A 20,548-nucleotide genomic window follows, 5' to 3' on the forward strand; every position below is an offset into this window, starting at 1 on the left:
GGGGCGATCAACGAGACGAGCACGGCACCCGGCCCCTCTCGGGGCGGCAGGGGTAAAAGGATCTACCGGCAGGAGTTTCCATGAACCATAACCTTTATCTGCAGTTCTATCCCCATTTCGAGCGCCACCCCGACAAGGTGCTGATCGACACTCCCGAAGGGCATCAATACCGCTACGCCGACGTACTGGCCCAGTCACGTCGCTTTGCCAGCGTTCTGCAAACGCTGGGCGTGACGCCGGGCGATCGCGTGGTGGTGCAGGTCGACAAGAGTGCGCAGGCACTGATGCTCTATCTGGCCGCGCTGCAGGTGGGGGCGGCCTGGCTGCCGCTCAATACCGCCTATACCGAGTCGGAGATCGAATACTTTTTGGGTGACGCCGAACCGCGGCTATATATCTGCCGTCCGGATGATCTCGAACAGGCCCGGGCGCTTGCCAGCCGCTGCGGTGTAGCCCATGTGGAGAGTCTGGGTGTGGCAGGTGACGGCACCCTGATGGAGAAGGCCGATGGGGCCTTCGAGGAGACGCGGATCGCCGAGGTGGACCGCGACGATCTGGCCTCGATTTTATATACCTCCGGCACTACCGGACGTTCCAAGGGCGCGATGCTGACCCACGGCAACCTGGCCGCCAACAGTCAGGCGCTGGTCGAGACCTGGCAGTTCTCTGATGCCGACCACCTACTGCACGCGCTGCCGATCTTTCATACCCACGGCCTGTTTGTGGCCTGCAACGTCACCCTCATGGTGGGCGGCTCGATGACGCTGCTGCCAAAACTGGATATCGAGCAGCTGCTGGATCTGATGCCGCGCGCCACGGTGCTGATGGGCGTGCCAACCTTCTATACAAGGCTGCTGACAAGCCCGCGGCTGGATCGCGAACGTGCTGCCGGCATGCGCCTTTTCATCTCGGGTTCGGCGCCGCTGCTGGCCGAGACCCACCGCGAGTTCTTCGAGCGCACCGGTCATGCCATTTTAGAGCGCTACGGCATGACCGAGACCAACATGAACACCTCCAACCCCTACGACGGAGAGCGCCGCCCCGGCACGGTCGGCATGGCGCTGCCCGGCAGCGAGGTGCGCATTACCGACCGCGACAGCGGCAAGCCTCTGCCCGATGGTGAAACGGGACTGGTCGAGGTGCGTGGGCCCAACGTGTTCAAGGGCTACTGGCGCATGCCGGACAAGACCCGCGAAGAGTTTCGTGACGACGGCTTTTTTATCACCGGTGATCTGGGGCTGATCGATGAGCACGGCTATCTCAATATCGTCGGGCGCGACAAGGATCTGGTGATCTCGGGGGGCTACAACGTCTACCCGAAGGAGATCGAGCAGTGGATCGATGCGCTGCCGGAGGTGGCGGAGTCAGCCGTCATCGGGGTGCATCATCCGGATCTGGGTGAGGGCGTCACGGCGGCAGTCGTGCTGCGGGACAATGCGCGTCTTGATGAGGCACAGGTGCTGGCGGCACTGAAGGACAAGCTGGCCCGCTACAAGCAGCCCGGGCGCGTATTCTTTATCGATGCGCTGCCGCGCAACGTGATGGGCAAGGTGCAAAAGAATGTGCTGCGCGAGCGCTACGCGGATACCTATCAGCAGGCGGCCGCTGCCCACCCCTAAGACCTGCGCAACACCATCTACAACAACAAGGGGTAACCGTGGCGTCGTTATCGACCGTGACCCCCGCAGCGCTTCTGCGGTGGACGGTCTGATCCAACAAATACAAGGAGATGCATCATGGTGATTTATGGCGTGGCACTGCTGGCCGGCTGCATGCTGGTCGGTCTGATCATTGGCGATGTGCTGGGGCAGCTGTTGGGCATCAATGCCAATCTGGGCGGCGTGGGGATCGCCATGCTGCTGCTGATTTTTGTGACCGGCTATCTGAAAACGCATGACCATCTGCCGGAGAGCACCGAAAGCGGGATCAACTTCTGGAATGCGATGTATATCCCCATCGTGGTGGCGATGGCGGCCAGTCAGAACGTGGCGGCCGCCTTCAGCGGTGGCATGGTGGCGATTCTGGCCGGTGCCCTGGCGCTCGTGCTGGGTCTGGCGCTGGTGCCGGTACTCACCGGCAAGCGCGTGGATGAAGCCCGGCCACTGGATGCGCAGCCCATGCAGGTTCATGGCAGAAGCCGTTAACCGATCACGCCCCTGGAGTGTGCCATGAACGATTCCATCATGACGCTGTTGGACAAGTATCACCTGATTGCCGCCTTTGCCGTGATCGGCCTGACCATGTTCGTCTCGCACTGGATGAGCAAACACCTGACCGCCAATCGACTGCACGGCTCGGCGATCGCCATTTTGATCGGGCTGGCGCTGGCCTACTTTGGCGGCATCTATACCGGCGGCAGCCACGGGCTGGCGGATGTGTCGCTGTTTACCGGACTGGGCCTGATGGGCGGCGGGATGCTGCGTGATCTGGCGATCATCGCCACCGCCTATGGGGTGCGCTTTTCCGAGATTAAAAAGGCCGGCATGCGCGGGTTGATTGCGCTCTTTGCCGGTGTGCTGGTGTCCTTTTTCGCCGGCGCCGTAGTGGCCGTGGGCTTTGGCTACACCAGTGCGGTGGATATCACCACCATTGCCGCCGGCGCCGTCACCTACATCGTCGGGCCGGTCACCGGCGCCACGCTCGGGGCCAGCTCCGAGGTCGTGGCGCTCTCGATTGCGGCAGGGCTGGTGAAGTCAATTCTGACCATGATCGTGACCCCCATGGTGGCGCGCATGATCGGGCTGGATAACCCGCGCTCGGCGATGATCTTTGGCGGGCTGATCGGCACGACCAGCGGTGTGGCAGCAGGCCTTGCGGCCACCGATGCACGGCTGGTGCCCTATGGGGCTATGACGGCGACCTTCTACACCGGGCTGGGAATACTGCTGGCCCCGACGCTGTTGTTTCTGGCCGTACGGCTGTTTTTCTAACCCCGGGGGCAAGGACAGGGCAGCGACTCATCAAAAGAGGTGACGCTTCCAGCGGTTTACTCTTCCAGAAAGTAGTCGCTGTCCAGCCGCTTGATCTCGAAGCGATCAACGGTCGAAACGCCGACGTTGTGATCGATCATCAGACGCGCCAGTTGCGGGCCATCGATCAGGATGATGCGGGTTTCAAGCCCGGTCACGTACTCCTGTGCCTCGCGGGTGAAGTTTGAGGTGGTGATAAATACGCCCTTGCGCGCCCGCCTGCCAGCCAACGCCCCGGAAAACTTCTGGATATCGGGGCGGCCCACCGGGTTGCTCCAGCGCTTGGCCTGCAGATAGATCGTCTCAAGGCCGAGCGGGTCTTCGTTGATGATGCCATCAATGCCGCCGTCCCCGCTTTGCCCCACGTTCTGACCGGCCGATTCGCCGCAGCCGTAGCCCATGGTCATCAGCACATCGATGACCAGCTGCTCAAAGCGCGCCGGGTGGATCTGCTGCATGCGCTCGATCAGATCGAACTCGAGATCGGCACGAATGGCGCGCCACGACACCTCCATGCTCTCCAACGGCGTCAGGCAGTCCGGCACATCCTCGATGGTGTCGTTATCCTCCGGACCGCGGGGGCGGGGCGCACTGCTCCCGGTGCGGCGGCGAAACTCCCGAAACGATTCAAAGCCCATCAGATAGGCCATGTCGATGTGGCGCACTTCGCGCAGGGTGATATAGCCCTGCGGCGTGATCGCCACCAGCCCGCGCCCGCGGGATTCCAGAAGCCCCGCCTTGCGCAGATAGCTGGCAGCCCAGGTGACGCGGTTGTTGAACAGGTACTGCTGGCCGCTGGGGCTGAGCTGATGGCGCTCCTGCGGGCTCAGCTCAAAGGCATCGGCAAGCGGCGCGTAGCTGTCGCGCAGGCGCAGCGTCCCGGCCCCGGCGGCCAGCTGCAGCAGGGGATACATCAGGGCGTGAAAATCGGGAATCGGCATCGGTTATCGGCTCGTCATGACAATGCGCTCGGGGCCTCGCATCCTGACGTGCATTGTCGCCCAATCGCGGGGCGGGATAAAACATTGGGCGCTCATTGTGGCTGAGGCAGTCGAATTTGAAAGCCTGCGCCCCCCAGAGGCGCGTCTTCAATGGTCAGGCTGCCATCCTGCACCGTGATGGCCTCGCGACTGATGGCAAGTCCCAGTCCGAAGCCACCCGTGGCACGATCGCGGCTTCTGTCCAGACGGTAGAAGGGCGTAAAGATATTGGCCTTTTCGTCGTCAGGAATACCGATACCGTCATCCTCTACCTGAATGCACAGCATGCCATCGCGGTGAGTGGCCGTGATTCGAATGTGCTGTCGGCAATAGCGCATGGCGTTGCTGATCAGATTCTGCAGGGCCCGGGCGGTGAGACGCGGCTCCAGGGTGACCGGTGTGCCGGCCTCGATATGCACCTCAAGGTTGATGTGGCGCTCCTCGAGCGGTTCGGCAAAGGCGCTGAGCACGCTGTCCAGATACGCCTCGATGGTGAGGGTGGTTTTTTCAAGATGCTGTCGAGGGGACTGCAGACGCGTATAGGAGAGAAGCTCCTGCACCAGCGCGTTGAGCTCGTTGATGTGGGTCTTCATCTCATCAATACGTCTGGCGGCCTCGGGGGTCATGGGGGTGTCGGCGACCAGTGCCAGACCGAAATCGAGCCGGGACAGCGGCGTGCGAAGCTCGTGGGAGACGGCGTTGATCAGATCGCGCTGGCGGGCCAAAAGCCCTTCAAGCTCGTCGGCCATGCCATCAAAGACGCCGGCCAGCTCGCCCAGGTTCGAGTGGGCGGGGATTTCGGTACGGGCATCGAGATGCCCCTGGCCCAGCCGCCGCGCCGTGGCCTTCAGGCGTTCGAGATCCTGCCAGTGCGGTCGCCACCAGAGAAATACGCCACCCATTAAAATGGCGCCGATCAGCAAATTGGTGAGCCAGTAGATCAGATCGATATCCAGCGGCAGGGCGTCCATCGAAATTTCGAGCAGCTGACCATCACCAATGTAGAGGCGTACCTTTTCCGGCAGTCCGTCGGCATCCAGCGTGACAAGCGGTTTGCCACGCATGAGCTTGTGGCGTTCGTGCGCACCGATATCGGATGTATCGATCGGCAGCATCCTGAGCCGCTCGGCCGGAAACCTGGCCGCCAGCTCCGGCATCTGCTCGCTGCGCTCTTTGGGCGTCAGATCGGCCAGACGGTCCTCAAGCAGATAGAGAATCCCCTGATACTGCGCCACGCCGTAGCTTTCAAGGCGGTGCTTGAACAGATTGATGACCAGCCAGGGCACGGCATAGGAGGCCGCGCCGTAGCTGATCAGCAAAATGAGAAACAGTCGAATCAATATTCTGGGCATGCGCGCTCTTTGACATGTGCGTTTGTCAGTATCATCAGACTTCCCATTCGGTGCGGCTCATCAGATAGCCACGCCCCCAGACGGTCTTGATGCGCCGCGGATCGTTGCCGGCATCTTCAAAGCGTCGCCGGAGCTTGGAAATGGCGACATCGACCGTGCGATCAACGCCGTTGAACTCGATGCCGCGCACCTGCTGAAGCAGCTGATCACGGCTCTGGACCTCGCCGGCATGTCGGGCCAGCGCCACCAGCACGTTGAACTCGGCACTCGACATGTCGATCTCGCGACCCTGCCAGTGCACCAGGCGCTCACTGGTATCGATGTGCAGCTGTCCGATCACGATACGATCGTCCGGTACGGTTTCGGGCGGGGTGCTGCGACGCAGCAGGGTGCGAATGCGGGCCAGCAGAAGGCGCGGTTCACACGGCTTTGGAATGTAATCATCGGCGCCCATCTCAAGGCCCAGCACCTGATCATGGGTATCGTCCCGGGCGGTAAGCATCAGAATCGGCAGCCCCGGATAATCGCGGCGCAGCTGCTGACAGACCCTGAGCCCGTCCATGCCCGGCAGCATCACATCAAGGATGACCAGCACCGGCTTTAGTCGGCGAACATGTTCGCAGGCCGTATCCCCACGTGCGGTGGTATGCACCCGGTAGCCGTGCTGGCCCAGATAGGCCGCTATCAGCTCGGCAAGCGGGGTGTCGTCTTCAACAAGCAGCAGATCGCCCATCGGTAAGGTTCCGTCTCCACGAAAGCGCCAGCATACCCTGGACCCGGGGACATGCCGGTGATGGTTAATACTTTTTCACAACTTCCACCGACTCTTTTACACCTGCTCAAAAGCCGATCGTTAGTATCAGCACTCCCGCATTTGCCGGGGTTTTCTTCTCATGCTGACGGTCACGACGCTTCTTCTGTTGAAGGTCACGGCGTCACGGCCGGCGCCAACAGCGCTCGGCGCGACAAGAAAAACACCGGGCAAAATCGGGACGGCGCTGTCAGCACTGTCGGCGCCGGGTTTTCCTACTACCTGACCACCGAGCACGCCATGACCGCCATGCACGACGATGCCTTGCCCCTGTGCCGCCCCGCCCTGAATGACGCCGATATCGACGCCGTGGTGGCAGTACTTCGTTCCGGCTGGATCACGACCGGCGCCCGAAGCGCGCAGCTTGAGCAGGATATCTGCCGTCTGACCGGCGCCTTCGAGGCCGTTGCGCTCAGCAGTGCCACGGCCGGTATGCATCTGGCGCTGCTGGCGCTGGGTATTGGCCCCGGTGATGAGGTCATTACCCCCTCCATGACCTGGGTCTCGACTGTCAACATGATCGCTCTGACCGGGGCCACGCCGGTGTTCGTGGACATTGAGCCCGACACGCTGATGACCACCGCCGAGCAGATCGAGGCGCTGATCACGCCCAGAACCCGACTGATCATCCCGGTGCATTTTGCCGGCGCCTCACTGGATCTGGACCCCATTTACGGCCTGGCCGAGCGCCACGGCATTACCGTAATCGAGGACGCCGCACACGCGCTGGGCGCACGCTACAAGGGGCGGCCGGTGGGCGCCCGGGGCCACTGCATTTTCTCCCTGCACGCCATCAAGAATGTGACCTCGGCCGAAGGCGGCGTGTTCACTACCTTCGATCCGGTGCTGGCCGACAGAATCCGACGTCTGAAATTCCACGGGCTTGCCGTGGATGCCTTTGATCGGGAGACCCATGGACGTGCCCCGCAGGCCGAGGTCATCGAACCGGGGTTCAAATACAACCTGCCCGATATCAGCGCTGCTCTGGCGCTGGGCCAGCTTGAAAGACTTGAAGACATTACTGGCGCACGCCAGGCGCTGGCCGGGATCTACTTCGAGAAGCTCAGGGACATTCCCGGTATCACGCCGATTCAGTCTCCCGCGCATGAGCATGTTCACTGCCGACACCTGATGATCGTGCAGGTGGACCCTGACGTGGCAGGCGTTGATCGCAATCAGCTCATCGCTGAACTCAAGGCCCGAAATATCGGCGCCGGCATCCATTTCCTTCCGGTGCACGTTCAAAAATATTACCGCGACCACTACGCCGACCTTTATGACCGGCCCATGCCCGCACTTGCCAATACGACGCTGGTCGGAGGGCGGATCTGTTCATTGCCCCTGTTCCCCGACATGACCCCACAGGATGTCGAGCGCGTCATCAATGCGCTGAAAGCAATAGTGCTCCCGAATGAAAACAGTGACCCCAAATGAAAAATAATCAGCCCATCACCCTGGTCTCCGTGGTCATTCCTGTGTTCAACGAGGAAGTGACCCTGCCCGAACTGGTCCGGCGCACCACAGAGTCCTGTCAGGCTCTCAGGCAGCCCCATGAACTGATTCTGGTCGATGACGGCAGTCAGGACGGCAGCGCGGCCCTGATCGAAGCCATGTCAAAACGTCCGGACAGTGGCATTGTCGGGGTGATCCTCAATCGGAACTACGGTCAGCATAACGCCATCATGGCGGGCTTTGAGCAGGCGCGCGGCGATGTCGTCATCACCCTTGACGCCGATCTGCAAAACCCGCCGGAAGAAATCCCACGGCTGGTGGCCAAAATCGAGGAGGGCTTTGACTCGGTCGGCACGGTGCGCAAAAAGCGGCGCGACACACTGCTGCGTCGGCTGCCGTCAAGGCTGGTCAATCGGGCCGTCAAGATGGCCACCGGGGTCGAGATGACCGACTACGGCTGCATGCTGCGCGCGTATCGGCGTCACGTGGTCGACGCCATGCTCGGCTGCCATGAAAGAAGCACCTTCATCCCCATTCTGGCCAACAACTTCTCGCGTCGTACCACCGAAATCGACGTTCACCATGACGAGCGCGCCGACGGCCATTCGAAATACAGCCCCATGAAGCTGATCAGTTTGATGTTTGATCTTCTGACCAGCATGACGACCGCACCGCTTCGCATGCTCAGCCTGCTGGGCGGCGCCATGGCGCTGTTTGGCGTGGTCTTTGGCCTGTTTTTGATGGTGCTGCGTCTGGCGCTGGGCGCTGCGTGGGCCGGCGATGGCCTCTTTACGCTTTTCGCCATCCTGTTCGTATTGATCGGCGCGCAGTTTATCGGCCTGGGCCTTTTGGGCGAGTACATCGGCCGGATCTACAGCGATGTTCGCGCCAGACCCCGCTTTTTCGTTCAGGACCTGCTGATTGGCAGGGGCGTGTCCGAGCGAAGAACGTCCGGTATTTCAAAAGAAGCGCCCGCTATTTCAAAAGAAGTTTCCGGTATCTCGAAAGAAACGACCCGCCAGACGGCGCATTGAAGAAGACAACGATATGAAAGCCATCATTTTTGCGTATCACAATTTCGGCTGCGTGGGCCTCCAGAGTGTTCTGGACAGCGGTATCGAAATCGCCGCCATTTTTACCCATGTGGACGATGCCAGCGAAAACGTCTTTTTTGGCTCGGTCGCCAAGCTGGCCGCCCAGCACGGTATCCCCGTGCATGCGCCGGAAAACGTCAATCATCCGATCTGGATCGACAAGATCCGCATGATGCAGCCGGACATCATCTTCTCCTTTTATTATCGCCATCTGATCTGTCAGGAAATACTCGATATTGCCGAGCAAGGCGGCTTCAACCTGCACGGCTCGCTGCTGCCGGCCTATCGTGGGCGCGCGCCGATCAACTGGGCGCTCGTCAATGGCGAGAAGGAAACCGGCCTGACGCTGCATCGCATGACCCGCCAGGCCGATGCCGGCGACATTTTCTATCAGAAGCGCCTTGCCATCAGCGACGCCGATGACGCCGCCACACTGCACCAGCGCATGGTCGTTCTGGCACGGGAGATGCTCAATGAAGCGCTGCCGGAACTGATCAATCACCGGCTGGTGCCGGTGGCACAGGATGAAACAAAAGCCAGCACCTTTCCGCGGCGCACGCCCGAAGATGGCGAGCTTGACTGGTCACGTGATGCTCGCAGCCTTTTCAACCTGGTGCGTGCGGTGACCGAACCCTATCCAGGAGCGTTTACCTTCATGGGCGAGCGCAGGATCACGATCTGGAAGGCAAGAGCAGACCAGCAGCAGCATGACGTGAAGCCCGGTACCATCGTCTCTCTTTCCCCCCTGACGATTGCCTGCGGCCAGGGGTCACTGATCGTGGATGCCGCGCAGAGCGAGCAGGGGCTTTATCTGAGCGGTGAACGGCTGGTGAGCGAGCTGCACCTGGCGCCCGGCATGCAGTTCGGACCGTCCGCCAGCAGTCTGCTGGCCAAAAGAAAGCGTACCCGAGTGCTGATTCTGGGCGCCAATGGCTTCATCGGCACTCACCTGACGCGTCGTCTGCTGCAGGAAGAAAAATACTCCGTGTATGCCATGGACGTCAGCGCCAGTCAGATCTCGGAGTTTCTGCCACACCCCAATTTCCACTTTGTGGAAGGTGATATCACCATTCATAACGAATGGATCGAGTATCAGATCAAGAAATGCGATGTGGTGCTGCCGCTGGTAGCGATCGCGACACCCATTGAATACACGCGCAATCCGCTACGGGTATTTGAGCTCGATTTTGAAGAAAACCTCAAAATCATACGCAGCTGCGTCAAGTACAAAAAACGCGTCATCTTCCCGTCGACGTCCGAGGTGTACGGCATGTGCACCGATGAAGCCTTTGACGAAGAGACCTCTCCCTTGATTGTGGGCCCCATTAACCGCCAGCGCTGGATCTACTCGGTCTCCAAGCAGCTGCTGGATCGGGTGATCTGGGCCTATGGCATCAAGGAAGGACTGAAATTTACCCTGTTTCGTCCCTTCAACTGGATGGGCACGCATCTGGACAACCTGGGCTCGGCACGCATTGGTTCAAGCCGTGCCATCACGCAGCTCATTCTCAACCTGGTGGAAGGAACGCCCATCAACCTTATCGATGGTGGCGAGCAAAAGCGCTGCTTTACCGATATATCCGATGCCATCGAGGCACTCTTTCGCATCGTGGAAAACACCGATGGCGTCTGTGATGGACAGATCATCAATATCGGGGCACCGGAGAACGAAGCCAGCATCAAGGAGCTGGCCGAAAGCCTGGTCGTACGGTTTGAACGGCATCCGCTGCGCGATCGGTTCCCGCCCTTTGCCGGCTATAACCTGCTGGAGAGCACATCCTTTTATGGTGACGGTTATCAGGATGTCCAGCATCGTCAGCCCTGCATTCGTAATGCCAAAAGGATACTGAACTGGGCGCCGACCACGCATTTTGAAAGCACCATCGAGCAGACGCTGGACTTCTTCCTGAAAGAAGCGCTGGAAGAGCAGGCCCATGCGTGAGCCCGTCACACAAGTCGGTCTGCGCATCGATGTAGACACCTACCGAGGCACCCTGAAGGGGGTGCCTCGATTGCTGGACATCCTGGCCCGCCATGAGATCAGGGCCTCCTTTTTCTTTACGGTGGGCCCGGACAACATGGGGCGTCATCTCTGGCGACTGCTGCGACCGGACTTTGTCAAAAAGATGCTGCGCTCCAGGGCCAGCAGCCTTTATGGCTACGACATTCTCCTCAAGGGGACGCTGTGGCCGGGGCCGGATATCGGCTGGAAGCTGGGTCACCTGATTCGTCAGACGCACCAGATGCAGCACGAAACGGGCCTGCATGCCTGGGATCATCACCGCTGGCAGACCCGCATCGATCGGATGAACCCGGCCGAGATCCATCGCGAGATCGAGCAGGGCCATCACCGCCTCGAGATGCTGCTTGATGCGCCCGTCACCTGTAGCGCCGTGGCCGGCTGGCGCTGCAACGAGACAGCGCTTGTCGAAAAGGAGCGGTTCTCCTTTCGATACAACAGCGACTGTCGTGGCGAGAGCATCTTTATGCCCGAGGGCTTGGGGACGCCGCAGATCCCGGTCACGCTGCCGACCTATGACGAGCTGATCGGTCAGCACGGCGTCACCGATGACAACTACAACCAGCATATTCTCGAGCGCATCGAACCCGGGCGGCTGAATGTGTACACGATTCATGCCGAAGCCGAGGGGATTGCCTGCGCGAGCATGTTCGAGAAGTTTCTGGTCGCGGCCGCCGGACGCGGCATTCGGTTTGTGCCTCTGGGCGCGCTGTTGCCGGCGGATCTCAACACGCTGCCCGTAGGCAGGCTGGAAAAAACCGGGTTATCAGGGCGGGAAGGGTGGGTCGCCCGACAGGCCATTCTTTCCTGACAAGGCATGATCAACATGAAAAGAACGTTCAGGCCTGCCGGGTGGTTTCTGGTCACGGGCTATTTTCTGGTGGCGTATCTACTGACGCTGAACGCCCCGGCGCTCTGGTCACCCGATGAGCTGCGCTACGGCGAAATGTCACGAGAGCTTCTGGCCCGGAGGGACTGGGCCGTGCCGCATTTCAACGGGCTGGTCTACTTCGAAAAACCAATCATGGGCTACTGGCTCAATGCCTTTGCCCAGATGCTGTTTGGCGAGACCAACTTCGCGGTCCGATTCATGTCGGCCCTGTCAGCCCTGGGCGGGGCGTTTTGCATCGTGTGGCTGGTGCGACGTCTCTGGGGCGCCGACCGGGCCTGGCTGTCGGGCGGCGTTTACCTGAGCCTTTTCATCGTGATGGCGGTGGGCACCTACAGCGTGTTCGACAGCTTTCTGGCGTTCTGGCTGACCGTGACCATGGTGGCCTTTTATGCGGCGCTGGAGTCCTCCTCATATCGTGAGCGCTGTCTTTATTATCTGCTGGCGGGGCTGGGCTGCGGCGGCGCCTTTCTGACCAAGGGCTTTCTGGCACTGGTGCTGCCGTTGATGGTGGTGGTGGCCTATAGCCTGGTGCAGCGGCGTGTCAAAACCCTGATGATTTACGGCTGGATCAGCGTGACCAGCGCACTGATCGTGACGCTGCCCTGGGCGCTGGCCATCCACTTCAGGGCGCCGGATTTCTGGCACTATTTCTTCTGGGTCGAGCATATCCATCGCTTCCTTGCAGCGGATGCCCAGCACGCCGCTCCGGTCTGGTTTTTCGTGCCGGTACTGCTTCTGGGACTGATGCCCTGGACGCCCGTGGCGCTGCCGGCCCTGGCCCGACTGCGCGGTTCGCTCGCATCGCCTCTGGTGCGCTATGCGCTGCTGTGGGCGGTATTGCCCTTTATCTTTTTCTCCCTGTCCAGGGGCAAGCTTGCCACCTATATCCTGCCGTGCATGGCGCCACTGGCCATTTTGATCACCCACGCCCTGGGCCGGATGTTTGAAAGTCCGGGCGGGCGACGGTGCCTTCGACGTCTCTCCAGCATTCAGACGCTGGCCATGCTGGTCATGGCACTGGGCGTTGCGCTGGGCTTCTGGCTGGAACTGTTGCCGCTTGACGACGGCGAAGGCTACAAGGCGGGACTCTGGGTACTGTCTTTTCTTGTCTGGAGTGCGTGTCTTGCAGGGGCGGCCCGTACCCGCAATATCAGAGGCTTTTTTGCGCTGTACATGCTGGCGCCCGTCGCATTTTTCATGCTGTTCGGGTTTGCGCTGCCTGATCGCACCCTCAAGGCCAAACAGCCTGAAGGGCTCGTTCATCGGGTGGCCCCCTGGGTGAAGGAAGACACCGTTCTGGTTGCGGATTACCCCACCATCATGTCGGCGTTCAACTGGTATCTGAAACGCGATGACGTCTTTCTTTTCAAGCATCAGGGCGAGATGGAATACGGCCTGAGCCAGGCCGATGCCCGCCACCGGTTCATTGATGCCCGCGGGATGGAAGACTTCATTGCCGATCAGCGTCGCCATCACGACGTCGTGGTTGAAATTCGAAGGCGCTCGTCTGATGAGAGCGATCTGCCGCCATCCGATCGACTGCTCCGGCATGGGCCTTACAGCGTTCTTTTCTATAAAAGGAGCGAGTCTTGAATACGACTCTTCTTTTTATCATTTCGCTGCTCTCAAGCGTCGCCAGCCATTACTGGCAAAAGCGAACGGCGATCTATTTCGCGTGCTATCCCGGGATGGCGCTGTGGAAACGAGTGCTCTGCTACCAGCTGATGCTGTCGGTCTTCTTTTTGCTGCTGGGTGCGGTCACCTGGCTTTACGTGCTGCGTGACTGGAGTGTCTCGATGGCCTATCCGATGCTCAGTCTCAACCTGGTGCTTGTGATGCTGATCTCGAAATTCAGCTTTGGCGAAGTGCTGTCGGTCCATCACTGGGTGGGCTGTGGCGTCATCCTGCTGGGCGTGGTGGTCATCGTGGCGTCTACAGGATGAGCCCATCGATACGGTTTACGGACATGGCGCTGGTGGCGCTGAGTGTGGTGCTGGTGTCCACCGCGCAGCTTTCAATGAAGTGGGGCATGAGCCTTTTGCCGGTGGAGGGACTTGATCCCGACGTGATCGGCATTGCGCTGTCGGGGGGCGCCTGGCCGCCGCTTCTGGCCGTGGGGGCCGGGCTTGGGTGCTACGCGCTGTCGATGCTCTGCTGGGTGCTGGCCCTTCGAGCCGTGCCCCTGGGCGTAGCCTATCCCTTTTTGAGTCTGAGCTATGTGCTGGTCTATGTCGGCTCGCTGTGTCTGCCGGGGCTTGCGGACACCTTCTCGTGGCTGAAGCTGGCCGGTATCGCACTGATCATGACAGGGGTGGCCATCACCTTTTACGGCGGCTCGAAAACGGTTCACCGGACATCCGGCACTTGAGGAACATACCCAATGACAGGCATGAACAAGCGGGCAGGGCGGCATGATGAACAGCGATAAAATGGCATTTTTACGATCGTGGCAGTGTTATCTGGTGCTGGGGATCGTCGCGGTCGTTGTCAGCGGGCTTTTTGATCATGACGTTCTGACCCCGGACGAGCCTCGGGTCATGGCCGTCATCAAGAGCATGTTTCTTTCCGGCAATCTGGTCATTCCGGAGTTTGCCGGCATTCCCTTTGTGGAAAAGCCGCCGCTCTTTTTTGCCTACGCGGTGGGGCTGATGCACCTGACCGGGCTGGATGCCTTGATGGCCGGGCGCCTGGGGCTTGCGATCCTGTGTCTGCTGACGCTTCTGGCCACCTTTCGGTTTGCCTGTCTGCTGCAGGGCAGGCGCTTTGGCTGGGCCAGCGTTGCCGTGCTGGCAACACTTGAAGGGTTTCTCGTCAACTTTCACTGGCTGCGGGTGGATGCCGCGCTTGCGATGACCAGCATGGGCGCCATCTGGGCCTTCGGCGAGGCGTATCTGCGCGGTCGTTACCGCTGGCTTCTGGTGGCGGGTGTGTTCACCGGGCTGGCCTTTTTGAGCAAGGGCCCGGTGGCCATTGTGCTGTGCATCGCCCCGATATGGCTGCTGCTGTTCATGCGCCATCTTTATCTGCTGAAAGCGAATCTGCTGAAAACGACGTTTGAGCGCCGTAGTGCATGGGGTCGCATACTGGTCTGGCATCTTGTCGGCATGGCGCTGATGGCGCTGGTCATGGCCGCCTGGATCTATCCCTTTTATCTAAAGGCTTCCCCGGAGCTCTGGCATGCCTGGTTCTGGGACAATCAGGTCGGGCGCCTGACCGGAGCCTCGACCGATACGCTGGGCCATAACCACGACGGTGAACCCTTTTACTACGCCAGCGGTGTTATCGAATACACGCTGCCCTGGAGTGGTTTTCTCATCGCCTGGCTGGCGGTGACGTTCAGGGAACTTGTCACGCTGCGCGGGCGGATTCGCTGGCAGACGGCGCTGATGCTGGGCTGGCTGGTTCTGACCATGCTGGTACTGGGCATCTCGGTCACCAAGCGCACCATGTATATGGCGCCGCTGATGCCCATGTTTGCCCTGATGATTGCCGATGCGGCACTGCGCTTTCAGGGCCGAATCGCCACCTGGTATCGCCGCGGCTGGGCGCTGGCCATGGGGGTCTCGCTGGCCGTTTTTGCCGTTACGCCGCTGTGGGCACAGTACTTTCCGAAGGAAGCTTCCAGCGAGCTGATGCAGTGGCTGACCAGCTGGCACATTACGGCGCCGGTGATTGGACTGGCACTGACGCTGATGGTCTGCGTCGAAATAACCCGCTGGCCCGGCTGGGTCAAATTCGCCCTGATCACGATGCTCTTTTTCTGCAGCGGATTGAATCATCTGATGCCGGCGGTGGATGTAGCCAAGGACATGCGACGCGAGCTTCACGCGCTGGCGGTACAAATTCCCGAGGCGCAGCGCACCAGAACGGCCAGCGTTGGATTTACCGAAACCATGTCTTCCATCTTCTACCTCTACAGCGACTGGACTGTGCCCGGGGTCGATAGCGCGCGAGCACGTCGGATCCTGCTGGGGCAGGACGAGGAGTATGACTACCTGCTGCTGGATCGCTACAACTCGACGAAGGACCCGCTGACCTGGCTCGACCTGCCGGCGGATACACCCTATCGGGTACTGGCCGTGGGACACCCGCGAAGCAACAAGAAAAACGATGCCGTCTACTGGCTGACGGCCGCGCCCTGAATGGGTTTGGTGGCCACTGATTATACTTTTTAACATTCCGGCCGAGATCTTTTACATGCGCTGATACAAAAGCCATTAGTATCCCCTCAAAATTTACCGGGAAAACCCATGCTTGCCGCTCACCGTCGAGTATCTGTCCTGCTGCTGTCATTGATCTGCGGACTCTGTCTGCTGCTTTCGGCCTGTCACCACAGCGAGTCCGAGGAGGAGGCGCCATCCTCGGCCGGCGTCACGGTCGAGGTGGCGCAGGCAGCACCGCTGGTGGTGACCACCGATCTGAACGGTCGCCTGAAGGCCTCCAGGGTTGCCGAGGTGCGCGCCCGGGTCTCCGGCATTGTTCTCAAGCGCCTTTATCAGGAAGGCCACCAGGTCTCGGCCGGCGATACGCTCTTTCAGATCGACCCCGAGCCCCTGCAGGTTGAAGTCGCACGGGCAAGGGCGGCGCTGGACAAGGCCGAGGCCAACCGGTCGGACGCCGGCAGAAAGGCGCAGCGCTATGAAAGGTTGATCAATGCCAATGCCATCAGCCGGCAGGACTATGAAAGCATTCGCGGTCTTTCGCAGCAGGCCGATGCGGAGGTGGCCTCGGCGAAGGCCGAGCTGGCCAGCGCGCGGTTAAAGCTTGGATATGCCACGGTCACCGCACCCATCAGCGGCCGGATCGGTCCGGCCCAGGTGACCGAAGGTGCACTGGTCGGTCAGAACGAAGCCACCCTGATGGCGACCATTCAACAGCTTGACCCCATCTATGCCGATATCACCCAGCCACTGGAGCAGTACACGGCGATTCGCCAGGCCGGGGGCGAGGGGGATCGGATCGACGGCACTGATGTCATGCTGATTCAGCCGGGCGATGAGGCGCGGGCAGGGCAGCTGCTGTTTTCGGATACCTCTGTCGATCAGGGCACCGGGCAGGTCACACTGCGCAGCGCCTTTGCCAATGCCGACCAGTCACTGTTGCCTGGCGCCTTTGTTCAGGTGCGCGTGCCCGTAAAACGCCTAGAGAAGGGTCTGACGGTGGCCCAGCGCGCCGTTCAGCGCGACGGTGCCGGTGAGCCGGTGGTCATGATCGTCAACGACGAGGACCGAATCGAAAAGCGCACGCTGACACTGGGCGGCGTCCATGACGGGCGATGGATCGTGCTGAACGGGCTCAAGGAGGGGGATCGTGTAGTGACCTCGGGCCTTCAGCAGGTCAGCCCCGGCATGAGCGTCAATGTTGAATCCGGCTCGGCGTCTGAACCCTCTGCAGGAAGCTCCCCCTGAATGTCACGCTTTTTCATTGAACGCCCGGTCTTTGCCTGGGTCATAGCCCTTTTCATCATCCTTGCCGGGCTGCTGGCCCTGCCGCGTCTGCCGGTGGCGCAGTACCCGGCGGTGGCACCGCCCCAGATCGAGCTGGCCATGACTTATCCCGGCGCGTCTGCCGAGGCCATCGATGCCGGGGTGGTCAGCCTCGTGGAGGAGGAGCTCAACGGCGTCAACCATCTGCTGTATTTCTCCTCCGACAGCAGCCAGGGCATGGCCACGATCACGGTCACCTTCGAGCCCAGTACCAACCCGGAGCTGGCGCGGGTCGACATCCAGAACCGGATCAAGAGCGTGGAATCGCGTCTGCCGGCTGCCGTGCGTCAGCAGGGCATTCAGGTCGATGAGGTCTCGGCCGGCTTTTTGATGATGGTGACCCTGAGCTCCCCGGACAACAGTCTGGATGAAACCGCGCTCAGCGATTACATGGTACGTAACGTGGCCAACGAGCTGCGGCGTGTTCAGGGCGTGGGCAAGGCGCAGGTGTTCGGCGCCGAGCGGGCCATGCGCATCTGGCTTGATCCGGCCAGACTGGTGGCCTACAACCTGACGCCTGCTGACGTGAACCAGGCCATTGCCGATCAGAACATTCAGATTCCGGCCGGCAGCATCGGGGATCTGCCCTCGAGCAGCGAGCAGGAGATTACTGCGCCGGTGGTGCTGGATGGCCAGCTCTCCACACCGGAGGCGTTCGAGGCGATCATCCTGAAGGACAATGGCCGCGGTGCCCGGGTCACGATAGGCGATGTGGCCCGCGTCGAGATCGGCAGCCAGAGCTATGGCTACGGGACACGGCTTAACGGCAAACCCGCGGTGGCGATGGGGATTCAGCTTGCGCCGGGCGCCAATGCCATGAGCACGGCAACCCAGGTGCGCGAGCGCATGGCGGCGCTGTCCGGTCAGCTTCCCGCCGGAATGGCCTATCAGATTCCCTATGACACCTCACCGTTCGTCAAGGCCTCCATCACCCAGGTCATCCATACGCTGATCGAGGCGATGATCCTGGTGTTTGCGGTCATGTTCCTGTTTCTGCAAAACATCCGCTACACGCTGATTCCGGCGCTGGTGGTGCCGGTGGCGCTGCTGGGTACCCTGGCGTGCATGTACCTGTTCGGCTTTTCCGTCAACGTGCTGACCATGTTTGCCATGGTGCTGGCAATCGGCATTCTGGTGGATGACGCCATCGTGGTGGTGGAAAACGTCGAGCGACTGATGGTCGAGCAGCGGCTGTCGCCGCGCGAGGCCACCCGCCGGGCGATGGGGGAGATCTCCGGGGCGATTATCGGCATCACGCTGGTACTGTGCGCCGTGTTTATTCCCATGGCATTCATGTCGGGCTCGGTGGGAGTGATCTATCGTCAGTTCTCGATGGCAATGGCGGTCTCCATTCTGCTGTCGGCCTTTCTGGCCCTGACGCTGACCCCGGCGCTGTGTGCCACGCTGCTCAAGCCGATGACAAAAGGCGAGGCGCACCGCCACAAGGGCTTTTTTGGCGGGTTCAATCGGGGCTTTGAGCGCATTACAAATGGCTATACCCGCTGGGTGGGGCACGCCATCGGCCGCATCGGGCGCTATCTGGTGGTGTACGCCATGCTGCTGCTGGTGATGGCGTTTCTGTTCTGGCGGCTGCCGTCTTCCTTCTTGCCGGTCGAGGACCAGGGCTATGTCATGACCGATATTCAGCTGCCGGCCGGCGCCTCCGAGAATCGCACCATTGAGGTGGCCCGTCAGATCGAGGCGTTTGATGACCAGGACAATGACATCGACAGTACGCTGATCCTGCTCGGCTTCAGCTTTTCGGGGTCGGGACAGAACGCCGCGCTTGGGTTTACCACCCTGAAGGACTGGCAGGCGCGCAGTGACAAGGGCGATGCCGACAGCGTGGCTCAGCGGCTCAACGACGCCTTCAGTCGCATCAGTGAAGCCGTGGTCTATAGCCTGCTGCCGCCGCCCATCGATGGCATGGGCACCTCCAGCGGCTTCGAGTTTCAGCTGCAGGACCGCGGCGGTCACGGGCAGGCCGCTCTGACAGCGGCAAGGGATCAACTGCTTGAAAAGGCCGCGTCGAGCAAACAGGTTGCCAACGTGCGGGAAGCGGCGCTGCCGCAGACGCCGCAGGTGCGCATCGAGATCGATCGGCGCAAGGCCAGCGCCCTGGGCGTTGCCTATCAGGATATCGGCAGCACCCTGTCGACCGCGCTGGGCTCCTCCTATGTCAATGATTTCCCCAACAACGGCCGTATGCAGCAGGTGATCGTGCAGGCAGAGGGCTCGCAGCGTCAGCAGGTCGAGAGTCTCATGGCGTTTGAGGTGCGCAACAGCGAAGGCAGGATGGTGCCCCTGTCGGCCATGGCCACCGCCCAATGGGAGAGCGGCCCTGCCCAGCTGAGCCGTTACAACGGCTACTCCGCCGTCAATATTTCCGGCGAGCCCGGTCGGGGCACAAGCTCCGGGGAGGCCATGAAGGCGATCGAGGCGATGGTGTCAACGCTGCCTGACGGCTACGCCATCGAGTGGACCGGAACCTCGCTGCAGGAGCGGCTCTCCGGCAATCAGGCGCCTGCGCTGCTGGTGCTGTCGCTGCTGGTCGTGTTTTTGTGCCTGGCGGCCCTGTATGAAAGCTGGGCCATTCCGCTGTCGGTCATGCTGGTTGTGCCGCTGGGCATTATCGGCGCGGTAGTGATGGTGAGCCTGCGCGGCATGCCCAACGATGTCTTTTTCAAGGTGGGCCTTGTGACCATCATCGGGCTTTCGGCCAAGAACGCCATTTTGATCATCGAGTTCGCCAAATCGCTTCACGAGCAGGGGATGCCGCTCAGGGAAGCCTGCATTCAGGCCGCTCGACAACGTTTTCGCCCCATCATCATGACCTCGATGGCCTTTATTCTGGGCGTGGTGCCACTGGCGATTGCCAGCGGAGTAAGCTCGGCCAGCCAGAAGGCCATCGGCACGGGTGTGGTCGGCGGTATGCTCAGCGCCACGCTTGCCATCGTATTTGTGCCGGTGTTTTTCATGCTGGTCATGGGGACGCTGGCGCGGTGGCGCAAGCGTCGTGGCAATAACGTTCAGGACAGCGTTCAGGATCAGTAACGCTACACCTCCACCTGCCTGCCCGGCTCGATAACCTGGCCGGGCAGGGGGGAGGGAAAACGCCGGCTTGCCGTGGACGCCTTATTGCACAAAGCGGCATGTAGGAGAAGCGTTGCTCGCGCCGCACGCCATGGCCACCCCTGCACCTCGTTGCCGAGAGGGGTTAAAGCCGGCATTGGCGGCTGCCTGATCATGGAAAACGACTTAGCGCCTTGAAAGAGCGATAAAATCCACTCTGTTCATGCAGGCTCCGGGCCGCTAGAATGGAGCCCGTTGATGCGCAACGCATCACTGCCCGAGTGGCTCAATTGGATAGAGCAACGGCCTTCGAAGCCGTGGGTTGCAGGTTCGAGTCCTGCCTCGGGCGCCACTTCTGATCTTCCTCCCTGTTATCATCTCTCCATCGCTGCCCGTTCAGAGGGTAATCCTGCGTTGATA

16 protein-coding genes and 1 tRNA gene are annotated in these 20,548 nt (G+C 60.9%); 14 read left to right on the top strand and 3 right to left on the bottom strand.

Annotated elements, in window-relative coordinates:
- Window positions 1-80: 80 nt before the first annotated feature.
- From IE123_RS14680 to madM, 3 genes are all read left to right on the top strand, one after another.
- A complete protein-coding gene (locus IE123_RS14680; protein WP_189519565.1) occupies window positions 81-1,619 on the top strand; it encodes a malonate--CoA ligase in 1,539 nt (512 codons plus the stop codon).
- A 117-nt stretch (window positions 1,620-1,736) separates the two neighbouring features.
- Window positions 1,737-2,144: a malonate transporter subunit MadL gene (gene madL / locus IE123_RS14685; RefSeq protein WP_189519567.1), complete on the top strand. Its 408-nt coding sequence runs from the start codon at window positions 1,737-1,739 to the stop codon at window positions 2,142-2,144.
- Between the two features lie 24 nt (window positions 2,145-2,168).
- Window positions 2,169-2,930 carry a malonate transporter subunit MadM gene (gene madM / locus IE123_RS14690; RefSeq protein ID WP_189519568.1) on the top strand — a complete coding sequence of 254 codons (762 nt, stop codon included), beginning with the start codon at window positions 2,169-2,171 and terminating at the stop codon, window positions 2,928-2,930.
- 56 nt (window positions 2,931-2,986) lie between these two features.
- Here the strand turns inward: madM and IE123_RS14695 are convergent, their stop codons facing one another.
- The 3 genes from IE123_RS14695 to IE123_RS14705 form a co-directional block, all read right to left on the bottom strand.
- A complete protein-coding gene (locus tag IE123_RS14695; protein WP_189519570.1) occupies window positions 2,987-3,910 on the bottom strand; it encodes a restriction endonuclease in 924 nt (307 codons plus the stop codon).
- 92 nt (window positions 3,911-4,002) lie between these two features.
- Window positions 4,003-5,301 (bottom strand): ATP-binding protein, encoded by a 1,299-nt coding sequence (locus IE123_RS14700; protein WP_189519573.1) that lies wholly within the window; start codon window positions 5,299-5,301, stop codon window positions 4,003-4,005.
- Window positions 5,302-5,335: 34 nt separating this feature from the next.
- Window positions 5,336-6,034 (bottom strand): response regulator, encoded by a 699-nt coding sequence (locus tag IE123_RS14705; protein WP_189519575.1) that lies wholly within the window; start codon window positions 6,032-6,034, stop codon window positions 5,336-5,338.
- A 141-nt stretch (window positions 6,035-6,175) separates the two neighbouring features.
- Here IE123_RS14705 and IE123_RS14710 point away from each other — a divergent pair, with 141 nt between their 5' ends.
- From IE123_RS14710 to IE123_RS14760, 11 genes are all read left to right on the top strand, one after another.
- Entirely contained in the window at window positions 6,176-7,546 is a 1,371-nt protein-coding gene (locus tag IE123_RS14710; protein WP_229819790.1) for an aminotransferase class I/II-fold pyridoxal phosphate-dependent enzyme, read from the top strand.
- Complete coding sequence (locus IE123_RS14715; RefSeq protein WP_189519576.1) at window positions 7,543-8,598, top strand: glycosyltransferase; 1,056 nt, start codon at window positions 7,543-7,545, stop codon at window positions 8,596-8,598. The genes IE123_RS14710 and IE123_RS14715 overlap by 4 nt, the downstream gene beginning before the upstream one ends.
- 13 nt (window positions 8,599-8,611) lie before the next feature.
- A complete protein-coding gene (gene arnA, locus IE123_RS14720) occupies window positions 8,612-10,600 on the top strand; it encodes a bifunctional UDP-4-amino-4-deoxy-L-arabinose formyltransferase/UDP-glucuronic acid oxidase ArnA (protein WP_189519577.1) in 1,989 nt (662 codons plus the stop codon).
- Window positions 10,593-11,489: a 4-deoxy-4-formamido-L-arabinose-phosphoundecaprenol deformylase gene (gene arnD / locus IE123_RS14725; RefSeq protein ID WP_189519578.1), complete on the top strand. Its 897-nt coding sequence runs from the start codon at window positions 10,593-10,595 to the stop codon at window positions 11,487-11,489. The genes arnA and arnD overlap by 8 nt, the downstream gene beginning before the upstream one ends.
- A 15-nt stretch (window positions 11,490-11,504) precedes the next feature.
- Window positions 11,505-13,163, top strand: a complete 1,659-nt coding sequence (locus IE123_RS14730; RefSeq protein WP_189519579.1) for a phospholipid carrier-dependent glycosyltransferase — start codon at window positions 11,505-11,507, stop codon at window positions 13,161-13,163.
- Window positions 13,160-13,513, top strand: coding sequence for an EamA family transporter (locus IE123_RS14735; protein ID WP_189519580.1), 354 nt, complete (start codon window positions 13,160-13,162; stop codon window positions 13,511-13,513). The genes IE123_RS14730 and IE123_RS14735 overlap by 4 nt, the downstream gene beginning before the upstream one ends.
- Entirely contained in the window at window positions 13,510-13,938 is a 429-nt protein-coding gene (gene arnF, locus IE123_RS14740) for a 4-amino-4-deoxy-L-arabinose-phosphoundecaprenol flippase subunit ArnF (RefSeq protein WP_229819791.1), read from the top strand. Before IE123_RS14735 ends, arnF begins: the two co-directional genes overlap by 4 nt.
- Window positions 13,939-13,999: 61 nt before the next feature.
- On the top strand, window positions 14,000-15,712 hold the full coding sequence (locus tag IE123_RS14745; RefSeq protein WP_229819792.1) for a glycosyltransferase family 39 protein: 1,713 nt from the start codon (window positions 14,000-14,002) through the stop codon (window positions 15,710-15,712).
- Window positions 15,713-15,820: 108 nt separating this feature from the next.
- Window positions 15,821-16,978, top strand: coding sequence for an efflux RND transporter periplasmic adaptor subunit (locus IE123_RS14750; protein WP_189519583.1), 1,158 nt, complete (start codon window positions 15,821-15,823; stop codon window positions 16,976-16,978).
- Entirely contained in the window at window positions 16,979-20,110 is a 3,132-nt protein-coding gene (locus tag IE123_RS14755) for a multidrug efflux RND transporter permease subunit (protein ID WP_189519585.1), read from the top strand.
- 293 nt (window positions 20,111-20,403) lie between these two features.
- A tRNA-Arg gene (locus tag IE123_RS14760) sits at window positions 20,404-20,480 on the top strand.
- Window positions 20,481-20,548 lie beyond the last annotated feature (68 nt).

Origin of the sequence: Kushneria pakistanensis, assembly GCF_014652795.1 — a bacterium.
Taxonomy (GTDB): Bacteria; Pseudomonadota; Gammaproteobacteria; order Pseudomonadales; family Halomonadaceae; genus Kushneria; species Kushneria pakistanensis.

Coding starts and splice junctions, on each gene's coding strand:
- IE123_RS14705 (WP_189519575.1), bottom strand. CDS start 6,034: ATGGGCGATCTGCTGCTTGTTGAAGACGACACCCCGCTTGCCGAGCTG.
- IE123_RS14715 (WP_189519576.1), top strand. CDS start 7,543: ATGAAAAATAATCAGCCCATCACCCTGGTCTCCGTGGTCATTCCTGTG.
- arnD (WP_189519578.1), top strand. CDS start 10,593: ATGCGTGAGCCCGTCACACAAGTCGGTCTGCGCATCGATGTAGACACC.
- IE123_RS14730 (WP_189519579.1), top strand. CDS start 11,505: ATGAAAAGAACGTTCAGGCCTGCCGGGTGGTTTCTGGTCACGGGCTAT.
- IE123_RS14695 (WP_189519570.1), bottom strand. CDS start 3,910: ATGCCGATTCCCGATTTTCACGCCCTGATGTATCCCCTGCTGCAGCTG.
- IE123_RS14745 (WP_229819792.1), top strand. CDS start 14,000: ATGGCATTTTTACGATCGTGGCAGTGTTATCTGGTGCTGGGGATCGTC.
- madM (WP_189519568.1), top strand. CDS start 2,169: ATGAACGATTCCATCATGACGCTGTTGGACAAGTATCACCTGATTGCC.
- madL (WP_189519567.1), top strand. CDS start 1,737: ATGGTGATTTATGGCGTGGCACTGCTGGCCGGCTGCATGCTGGTCGGT.
- IE123_RS14700 (WP_189519573.1), bottom strand. CDS start 5,301: ATGCCCAGAATATTGATTCGACTGTTTCTCATTTTGCTGATCAGCTAC.
- IE123_RS14755 (WP_189519585.1), top strand. CDS start 16,979: ATGTCACGCTTTTTCATTGAACGCCCGGTCTTTGCCTGGGTCATAGCC.
- arnA (WP_189519577.1), top strand. CDS start 8,612: ATGAAAGCCATCATTTTTGCGTATCACAATTTCGGCTGCGTGGGCCTC.
- arnF (WP_229819791.1), top strand. CDS start 13,510: ATGAGCCCATCGATACGGTTTACGGACATGGCGCTGGTGGCGCTGAGT.
- IE123_RS14680 (WP_189519565.1), top strand. CDS start 81: ATGAACCATAACCTTTATCTGCAGTTCTATCCCCATTTCGAGCGCCAC.
- IE123_RS14750 (WP_189519583.1), top strand. CDS start 15,821: ATGCTTGCCGCTCACCGTCGAGTATCTGTCCTGCTGCTGTCATTGATC.